Here is a 7,991-nt window from a genome sequence, read left to right as displayed (position 1 = left end):
CGGCGGCGCCTACACCCTGCGCCGCAAGAAGAACGCCACCACCCTGGCCTGATCCATGCCCCCCGCAATACCCCGCTGCGGCCGCCACCCGTGACCCACCGGCACGGCGTGGCGGCCCAGCCATGCCCCCCACCCCTTCGAACCCACCCCCTGATTGTCATGCACGCGCCACTTCGGGGATCTCAGCAGAACGCTCGGATCCGCACCCGCGATCACCCGCGTAGTTCATACGAGTCGCGCGCTTCCGGGGACGGACCCAGGATCGAGGCACGCTGACGTCGCCTCACGCGGTCGGCGTTCACCTCTGCCCCGCGAAGGAGTTGTGCGCAGGATGACCACCACGTCCGCACGTGTTTCACCGCCCACCCGCCAGGCGTCGCAACGGGTCTCCCAGTCCGTGTTCGACGGCTCCAGACTCCGGGTCGTCCTGCTGGTCGACGTCTACGACGGAGCCCAGCAGCAGTTCCTGGAGGCCTACGAGCAACTCTGCAACCAGGTCGCCTCCGTTCCCGGGCACGTCAGCGACCAGCTCTGCCAGTCGATCGAGAACCCGTCCCAGTGGCTCATCACCAGCGAGTGGGAGAGCGCCCCGCCGTTCCTCGCCTGGGTGAACAGCGAGGAGCACGTGCGGATGGTGGAGCCGCTGCACAGCTGCGTCCGGGACACCCGGTCGCTGCGCTTCCACGTCGTCCGCGAGACCGGCGGCCCGGCGGCGGACGCCCGCGAGGCCGGGAAGCGCCGGCTCCAGACGTCTCCCCGGATCGGTGACGGTGTGATCCGGCACGCGCTGACCTTCACGGTCAAGCCCGGCAGCGAGGAGGCCGTCGCCAAGATCCTCGCCGACTACGCCTCGCCCGAGCCGCGGGTCGACGACACCACCCGGCTGTGCCGCACCTCGCTGTTCATGCACGGCAACCGGGTGGTCCGGGCCATCGAGGTGCGCGGCGACCTGCTCGCGGCGCTGCGTCACGTCTCCCGGCAGCCCGAGGTGCGGGCCGTGGAGGAGGCCATCAACCCCTATCTGGAGCAGGACCGGGACCTCAACGACCCCGAGTCCGCCCGGGTCTTCTTCACGCGGGCGGCGCTGCCCGCCGTCCACCACGTGACGGCGGACCAGCAGGACCCGGAGGCCGAGCGGCACGCCCTGTACTACCCGGCCCGGCCCGGGCTCGGCTTGCGTCTGGCTGAGTTGCTCGCCCAGCGGGACGAGGTGGCGGCGGACGATCCGCGCAGCCCGGTCCTGCGCAGCACGATCTTCCAGCGCGACGACGTCGTGGTCCGGCTGATCGACGTACGCGGTGGCCTCGACGCCGCCGACCCCGTCCTGGCCCTCGGCCTTCCCGAAGCCGGGCGGGCCGCGGAGCTGGCGGAGCTCCTCGACACGGACGCCTCCGCGTTGAGGGACGGCGACTTCTCGCGCTTCCTCGAACTCACCCGTATGGAACTCGTCACCGACCGCCGGTCGCCGGACGCCTGACCCACCAGCACGTGGGCCACGGCGGCCACGCCCCTCATGTCGACGCAGCACACCATCGGAGGAACGTCGTGATCAAAACCCGTCCACGCATCGTGGACTTCAGCGAGGTCGAGCCCAACACCCGGCGCGGCGGCGACCTGCGCGCCATGCTCACCCCCACCACGGTCGGCTCCACCAGCGGCTTCATGGGCGTGGCCGTCGTGCAGCCCGGCGACCGCATCGGCGAGCACTACCACCCGTACTCCGAGGAGTTCGTGTACGTGGTCTGCGGACAACTGGAGGTGGACCTGGACGGTGAGCCCCACCCGCTGCTGCCGGAGCAGGGGCTCATGATCCCCGCCCACCTGCGGCACCGGTTCCGCAACGTCGGCAACGTGGAGGCGCGGATCGTCTTCCACCTCGGTCCGCTGGCACCCGAGCCACGGCTGGGGCATGTCGACACCGAGGAGTCGCAAGCCGGCACGGGCGAGGACCGTGCCGCCGCACGACGTGAGGTGCGTTCATGACCAGACGCGTGGCGGTCACCGGCATAGGTGTTGTCGCCCCGGGCGGTATCGGCGTACCGGCGTTCTGGGATCTGCTCTCCCAGGGGCGCACGGCTACCCGGGGCATCACCTTCTTCGATCCGACCGGTCTGCGGTCACGGATCGCCGCCGAGTGCGACTTCGATCCGGCGGCGCACGGGCTGGACGCGCAGGACGTCGCCCGGGGCGACCGGTACATCCAGTTCGCCCTGGCCGCCGGGGCGGAGGCGGTCCGTGACTCCGGTCTCGAGCTGGCCCGGGAGGATCCCTGGCGGGTCGGGGTCTCCCTGGGCACGGCGGTCGGCGGCACCACCCGCCTCGAGCACGACTACGTCCTGGTCAGCCACAGCGGCGAGCGCTGGGACGTGGACCACGCCGAGGCGGAGCCGCATCTGCACCGCGCGTTCTCGCCCAGCACGCTGGCCTCGACGGTGGCGGAGCGCTTCGGGGCGTGCGGGCCGGTGCAGACCGTCTCCACGGGCTGCACCTCCGGGCTCGACGCGGTCGGGTACGCCTTCCACACCGTGGAGGAGGGCCGGGCCGACATCTGCATCGCGGGTGCCTCGGACTCGCCGATCTCGCCGATCACCATGGCCTGCTTCGACGCCATCAAGGCCACGTCCCCGAACAACGACGATCCGGCCCACGCCTCCCGGCCGTTCGACAACAACCGGGACGGGTTCGTGATGGGCGAGGGCGGGGCGGTGCTGGTCCTGGAGGAGCTGGAGCACGCCCGGGCCCGCGGTGCCCATGTGTACTGCGAGCTCAGCGGCTACGCCACCTTCGGCAACGCCTATCACATGACCGGTCTGACCAGTGAGGGCCTGGAGATGGCCCGGGCCATCGAGGTGGCCCTGGACCACGCCCGCCTCGACGGCTCGGCGATCGACTACGTCAACGCGCACGGCTCGGGCACCCGGCAGAACGACCGCCACGAGACCGCCGCGGTGAAGCGGGCCCTGGGCCATCACGCCTACGACACGCCCATGAGTTCCATCAAGTCCATGGTGGGTCACTCCCTCGGAGCGATCGGGGCGATCGAGGTCGTGGCCTGTGTGCTGGCCCTGGCCCGCCAGGTGGTACCGCCCACCGCGAACTACGAGACACCGGACCCCGAGTGCGACCTGGACTACGTGCCGCGCGTCGCCCGCGAACGCAGGCTGAACAGCGTGCTCTCCGTGGGCAGTGGGTTCGGCGGTTTCCAGTCCGCGGTGATCCTGACCCGGTCGAGGGAGAGGACACGATGAGCAAATCCCGTCCACGGCGCGCCGCCGTCACCGGAATCGGCGTGATCGCGCCCAACGGAACGAGCACCGAGACCTTCTGGAAGTCCACCCAGGAGGGCCTCAGCGTCCTCGACCGGATCACCCGCGAGGGCTGTGAGCACCTCCCGCTGCGGGTGGCAGGCGAGGTCCGCGCGTTCGAGCCGTCGGCGGCGGTCGAGGAGCGTTTCCTCGTCCAGACCGACCGGTTCACACACTTCGCGATGGCCGCGGCCGACCTCGCGCTGGAGGACGCCCGCCTCGGCCAGGCCGACACGGACGAGGCGCCGTTCTCGGTGGGCGTGGTCACCGCGGCCGGATCCGGCGGCGGTGAGTTCGGGCAGCGGGAGCTCCAGCAACTGTGGGGCAAGGGGAGCCGGTTCGTCGGCCCGTACCAGTCCATCGCCTGGTTCTACGCCGCCAGCACCGGCCAGATCTCCATCCGCCGCGGCTTCAAGGGCCCCTGCTCGGTGGTCGCCGCCGACGAGGCCGGCGGTCTCGACGCCCTCGCGCACGCCGCGCGGGCGGTGCGGCGCGGCACCGACGTGATCGTGGCCGGGTCGACCGAGGCGCCGCTCGCGCCGTACTCGATGGTCTGCCAGCTCGGTTACGAGGAGCTGAGCACCGTCGAGGACCCGGAGCGCGCCTACCGGCCGTTCACCGACGGCGCCTGCGGGTTCGTACCGGCCGAGGGCGGCGCCATGGTCGTCGTGGAGGAAGAGTCCTCGGCCAGGGAGCGGGGCGCGCGGGTGCGGGCCACGCTCGCCGGGCACGCGGCGACGTTCACCGGAGCCTCCCGCTGGGACAGGTCCCGGGAGGGGCTCGCGCAGGCCATCCGGGGTGCCCTGGACGAGGCCGGCTGCGCCCCCGAGGAGATCGACGTGGTCTTCGCCGACGCCCTCGGTGTGCCGGAGGCGGACCGGGCCGAGGCGCTGGCGATCGCCGACGCCCTGGGCTCGCACGGCAGGCGGGTGCCCGTCACCGCGCCGAAGACGGGTACCGGGCGGGGCTACTGCGCGGCGCCGGTCATGGACGCGTCGGCGGCGGTGCTCGCGATGGAGCACGGCCTGATCCCGCCCACCCCCAACGTCTTCGACGTCTGCCATGACCTCGAGGTGGTGACCGTCCGCGCCCGTGCCGCCGAGCTGCGCACGGCGCTGGTCCTGAGTCGGGGACTCATGGGTTCGAACTCGGCGCTCGTGCTCAGGCGCGGCGCCGCCCACGCCTCGTAGCGAGGCGGCACGGAGCACAAGGAGAGGATCCGCATGAGTGACCGCATCACCGTGGAAGAGCTGGCCGAGCTCATGAAGAAGGCCGCCGGGGTCACCGTCGCCCCGCAGCAGCTTCAGGAGCAGTACGACGCCGGCTTCAACGCTCTGGGCATCGACTCGCTCGGTCTGCTCGGCATCGTCGGCGAGCTGGAGAATCGTTACAGCACGCCGATGCCGCCCGACGCGGAGCGCAGCAAGACACCCCGTCAGTTCCTGGAGCTCGTCAACAGCGCCTTCATGGCAGGAGCGTGACATGGCCGGACACACGAAGAACGAGATCACCATCGCCGCGCCGCTGGACCTCGTCTGGGACATCACCAACGACCTGGCGAACTGGCCGCGGCTGTTCAGCGAGTACGCCTCCGTCGAGATCCTGAAGCAGGAGGGGAAGAAGACCACCTTCCGGCTGACCATGCACCCGGACGAGAACGGCACCGTGTGGAGCTGGGTCTCGGAGCGGGAGCCCGACCGCGACACGCTCACCGTGCAGGCCCGCCGGGTCGAGACGGGGCCGTTCGCCCACATGGACATCCGGTGGCAGTACGAGGAGGTTCCTCAGGGCACCCGGATGATCTGGACGCAGGACTTCGCCATGAAGCCCGACGCCCCGGTCGACGACGCCTGGATGACGGACAACATCAACCGCAATTCCAAGATCCAGATGGCCCTGATCCGGGACCGGATCGAGAAGGCCGCCGCCGAGCACGGGTCCACACCGGGCCTGACCGACTGAGCCGTACGGAGGACAGTCCCCATGCACCAAGCCCTGATCGTCGCCCGTATGGCGCCCGGCTCCGCCCCGGACATCGCCAAGATCTTCGACGAGTCCGACCGGGGAGAACTCCCCCACCTCGTGGGGGTCGCCCGACGCGGCCTCTTCCAGTTCGGTGACGTGTACCTGCACCTCATCGAGTCCGATCAGGACCCGGGCCCCGCCATCGCCAAGGTGGCCGGGCACCCCGAGTTCCGGAACATCAGCGAGCGTCTGTCGGCGTACGTGACCGCGTACGACCCGGCGACCTGGCGGTCCCCCAAGGACGCGATGGCGCACTGCTTCTACCGCTGGGAGCGGGACTCCTCCGCCTGAGCGTCTTTGACGGCCTCCGGTCGCCGGGTCCGCGGTGTCGCGGACCCGGCGACCGGAGGTCTTTCAGCGGGTGCTCTACGCGGGGACCACGCAGTCGAACGCGTGCAGGTACGGGTTGACCGGACTGATGTCGTCGATGGCCAGGCCCGCATCGGTCAGCCGGGAGACCATGCTCCGGGTGGTGTGCTTCGCCCCGCCGACGTTGAGGAGCAGCAGCAGGTCCATCGCGGTGCTGAACCGCATCGACGGCGTGTCGTCGACGAGGTTCTCGATGACCACGACCCTCGTCCCGGGTCCGCCCGCCTCGATGACGTTGCGCAGGGTCCGGGCGGTGCTGTCGTCGTCCCACTCCAGGATGTTCTTGATGACGTACACGTCCGCCTCGACCGGGACGGCCTCTCGGACGTCGCCGGGCACGATGCGCACCCGGTCCGCGAGGGCGCCGCCCTCGCGCAGCCGGGGGTCGGCGTTCTCCACCACGCGCGGCAGGTCGAGGAGGCTGCCGGTCATCGACGGGTACTTCTCCAGCAGGCTCGCCACCACGTGCCCCTGGCCGCCGCCGATGTCGGCCACCGACCTGCTGCCCGACAGGTCGAGAAGCCGGGCGACGTCCCGCGCGGACTGCATGCTCGAGGTCGTCATGGCCCGGTTGAAGATGTCGGCCGACGCCGGGGCGTCCTCGTTGAGGTACTGGAAGAACTCCTTGCCGTAGAGGTTCTCCACGACGTTCCCGCCGGTGCGTACCGCCTCGTCGAGGTGCGGCCACGCGTCCCAGGTCCAGGGCTCGGTGCACCACAGCGTGATGTAGCGCAGGCTGTTCGGGTCGTCCTCGCGCAGCAGCCGGGACATGTCGGAGTGCGCGAACGTCCCGTCCTCGCGTTCGGCGAAGACGCCGTAGCAGGACAGGGCGCGCAGGAGCCGTCGCAGCGGCTTCGGCTCGGTCTTCACCGCGGCGGCGAGGTCCGTCACGCTCATGGGGCTCTCCCCCAGCGCGTCGGCGACCCCCAGCCGGGCGGCCGCGCGCAGGGCGGCGGCACAGGCCGCCCCGAACGCGAGTTCCCTCATCCGCATGGACGGCGGGGGTGCCGTCCCTGCGGACTGGTCGGCGGTGTGTGCGGTCGTCATGTGCCGCCTTTCCTCTTGCTGGTTGCGGATGGGTGGACGGGGTGCGTCAGCACAGGCCCGTCGGTGAGGAGCTGCCGCAGGCGTTGTCCTGGAAGGTGTTGTTCCGCGCGGCGGTGCCGGTGTCGGTGTCGACGAGGTCCGCCGGGGCGTTGCGTTCCAGCCTGTTGTCGCTGATCCGGTTCCGCTCGTTCGTGGTGCCGACCAGGCTCTTGAAGAGCACGACGCCGCCGGACAGCGGGGAGGTACCGGCGTTGTCCGTGATCAGGTTCCGGGTGACCAGGGTGTCCTCGGCGCCGGTGAGGACGATGCCGGAACCCTGCAGGAAGGGCAGCCGCGCGGTCTTCGCGCAGTACTTGTTGTTGTCCACGACGCGGTTCTCGCGCACGGTGAGTGCGCCGGCCCGCGGGGGCGTCTCGTCGCCGACGACGAACACCCCCGCGCAGTTCTCGGTGATGTCGTTGTGCGCGACGGTGAGGTTCCTCAGGCGCCGCACGGTGACACCGATCCGGTTGCCCTCCAGACGGTTGCGTGCGATCACCGCGCCTCCGGTGTCGGTGGCTCCGCCCTCGCTCGCGACCGAGTTGGCGAGGAACAGGCCCGCGTCGCCGTTGTCCCGGGCGGTGTTGTGCACGAAGACCCCGCGGGTGGAGTGCTGCTGGGCGATGCCCCACTGCCCGTTCTTCTCGGCGGTCACCCTGCGCACGGTGAGCCGGTCGGTCTCCGACGCCCACAGGCCGTTCTTGGCGAAGCCGGACAGGGTCAGTGAGGCGACCGTGGTGCCCTCCACGGGGTTGCCGTCCGCGCCTTCCACGCAGATGCCGTTGCCGGCCCGGGCACAGCTGTCGGCGGCCTTCGCGGCAGCCTTCGGCCGGGTGTGGGCGGTGGCGTCCGCCGTGGCGTTCGTGGTGCCCGGCTGGAGGACCGTGCTGCGGCCCACGCCGCGCAGGGTCAGCCCGGAGGTGGTCACCCGGACGCTCTCCCGGTAGGTGCCGGGGGTCAGCAGGACCGTGTCGCCGGGCTGCGCGGCGTCCACCGCCTCCTGGATCGACTCCCCCGGGTACACCACGTGGACCGTGGGGACGGAGGCGGGCGGGGCCGCGCCGAGTGCCGAGCCGACGAGGGCCGCGGTGCAGGCGAGATAGGCGAAATGATGTTTCGTCATATTCTGTACGCTATGACCCGATAAGCCGAAGTGCGGCTCGATGGGCCGTCCGGCGGCGTGTCACACCGCCCCGCCCGTGCCGG

9 protein-coding genes are annotated in these 7,991 nt (G+C 71.0%); 7 read left to right on the top strand and 2 right to left on the bottom strand.

Annotated elements, in window-relative coordinates; genetic code table 11:
- Positions 1 to 331 precede the first annotated feature (331 nt).
- The 7 genes from ACFYWX_RS46445 to ACFYWX_RS46415 all read left to right on the top strand — a co-directional run bounded on the left by ACFYWX_RS46445 (position 332) and on the right by ACFYWX_RS46415 (position 5,621).
- The gene (locus ACFYWX_RS46445; protein ID WP_389431581.1) at positions 332 to 1,477 is read left to right on the top strand and encodes a SchA/CurD-like domain-containing protein; all 1,146 of its coding nucleotides are present in this window, start codon (positions 332 to 334) and stop codon (positions 1,475 to 1,477) included.
- 68 nt (positions 1,478 to 1,545) lie between these two features.
- Positions 1,546 to 1,983, top strand: coding sequence for a cupin domain-containing protein (locus tag ACFYWX_RS46440; protein ID WP_389431580.1), 438 nt, complete (start codon positions 1,546 to 1,548; stop codon positions 1,981 to 1,983).
- Positions 1,980 to 3,248, top strand: a complete 1,269-nt coding sequence (locus tag ACFYWX_RS46435; protein WP_389431579.1) for a beta-ketoacyl-[acyl-carrier-protein] synthase family protein — start codon at positions 1,980 to 1,982, stop codon at positions 3,246 to 3,248. The genes ACFYWX_RS46440 and ACFYWX_RS46435 overlap by 4 nt, the downstream gene beginning before the upstream one ends.
- Positions 3,245 to 4,495: a ketosynthase chain-length factor gene (locus ACFYWX_RS46430; RefSeq protein ID WP_389431578.1), complete on the top strand. Its 1,251-nt coding sequence runs from the start codon at positions 3,245 to 3,247 to the stop codon at positions 4,493 to 4,495. Before ACFYWX_RS46435 ends, ACFYWX_RS46430 begins: the two co-directional genes overlap by 4 nt.
- Before the next feature lie 33 nt (positions 4,496 to 4,528).
- The gene (locus ACFYWX_RS46425; protein WP_389431577.1) at positions 4,529 to 4,786 is read left to right on the top strand and encodes an acyl carrier protein; all 258 of its coding nucleotides are present in this window, start codon (positions 4,529 to 4,531) and stop codon (positions 4,784 to 4,786) included.
- Position 4,787: 1 nt separating this feature from the next.
- On the top strand, positions 4,788 to 5,267 hold the full coding sequence (locus tag ACFYWX_RS46420) for an SRPBCC family protein (RefSeq protein WP_389431576.1): 480 nt from the start codon (positions 4,788 to 4,790) through the stop codon (positions 5,265 to 5,267).
- Positions 5,268 to 5,288: 21 nt separating this feature from the next.
- Positions 5,289 to 5,621, top strand: coding sequence for a TcmI family type II polyketide cyclase (locus ACFYWX_RS46415; protein WP_389431575.1), 333 nt, complete (start codon positions 5,289 to 5,291; stop codon positions 5,619 to 5,621).
- Positions 5,622 to 5,696: 75 nt separating this feature from the next.
- On the opposite strand, the gene ACFYWX_RS46410 is transcribed toward ACFYWX_RS46415, so the two are convergent.
- Complete coding sequence (locus tag ACFYWX_RS46410; RefSeq protein WP_389431574.1) at positions 5,697 to 6,746, bottom strand: methyltransferase; 1,050 nt, start codon at positions 6,744 to 6,746, stop codon at positions 5,697 to 5,699.
- A gap of 46 nt (positions 6,747 to 6,792) precedes the next feature.
- Entirely contained in the window at positions 6,793 to 7,908 is a 1,116-nt protein-coding gene (locus tag ACFYWX_RS46405) for a nitrous oxide reductase family maturation protein NosD (protein WP_389431573.1), read from the bottom strand.
- Positions 7,909 to 7,991 lie beyond the last annotated feature (83 nt).

The sequence above is a fragment of the Streptomyces sp. NPDC002888 genome (assembly GCF_042888465.1).
Lineage (GTDB): Bacteria > Actinomycetota > Actinomycetes > Streptomycetales > Streptomycetaceae > Streptomyces.
This window is presented reverse-complemented; position numbering and strand designations above follow the sequence as displayed.

Bases quoted from the DNA above. Each gene is read 5' to 3' on its own strand.
- ACFYWX_RS46445 (WP_389431581.1), top strand. From the start codon at position 332: ATGACCACCACGTCCGCACGTGTTTCACCGCCCACCCGCCAGGCGTCG.
- ACFYWX_RS46435 (WP_389431579.1), top strand. From the start codon at position 1,980: ATGACCAGACGCGTGGCGGTCACCGGCATAGGTGTTGTCGCCCCGGGC.
- ACFYWX_RS46430 (WP_389431578.1), top strand. From the start codon at position 3,245: ATGAGCAAATCCCGTCCACGGCGCGCCGCCGTCACCGGAATCGGCGTG.
- ACFYWX_RS46425 (WP_389431577.1), top strand. From the start codon at position 4,529: ATGAGTGACCGCATCACCGTGGAAGAGCTGGCCGAGCTCATGAAGAAG.
- ACFYWX_RS46420 (WP_389431576.1), top strand. From the start codon at position 4,788: ATGGCCGGACACACGAAGAACGAGATCACCATCGCCGCGCCGCTGGAC.
- ACFYWX_RS46415 (WP_389431575.1), top strand. From the start codon at position 5,289: ATGCACCAAGCCCTGATCGTCGCCCGTATGGCGCCCGGCTCCGCCCCG.
- ACFYWX_RS46410 (WP_389431574.1), bottom strand. From the start codon at position 6,746: ATGACGACCGCACACACCGCCGACCAGTCCGCAGGGACGGCACCCCCG.
- ACFYWX_RS46405 (WP_389431573.1), bottom strand. From the start codon at position 7,908: ATGACGAAACATCATTTCGCCTATCTCGCCTGCACCGCGGCCCTCGTC.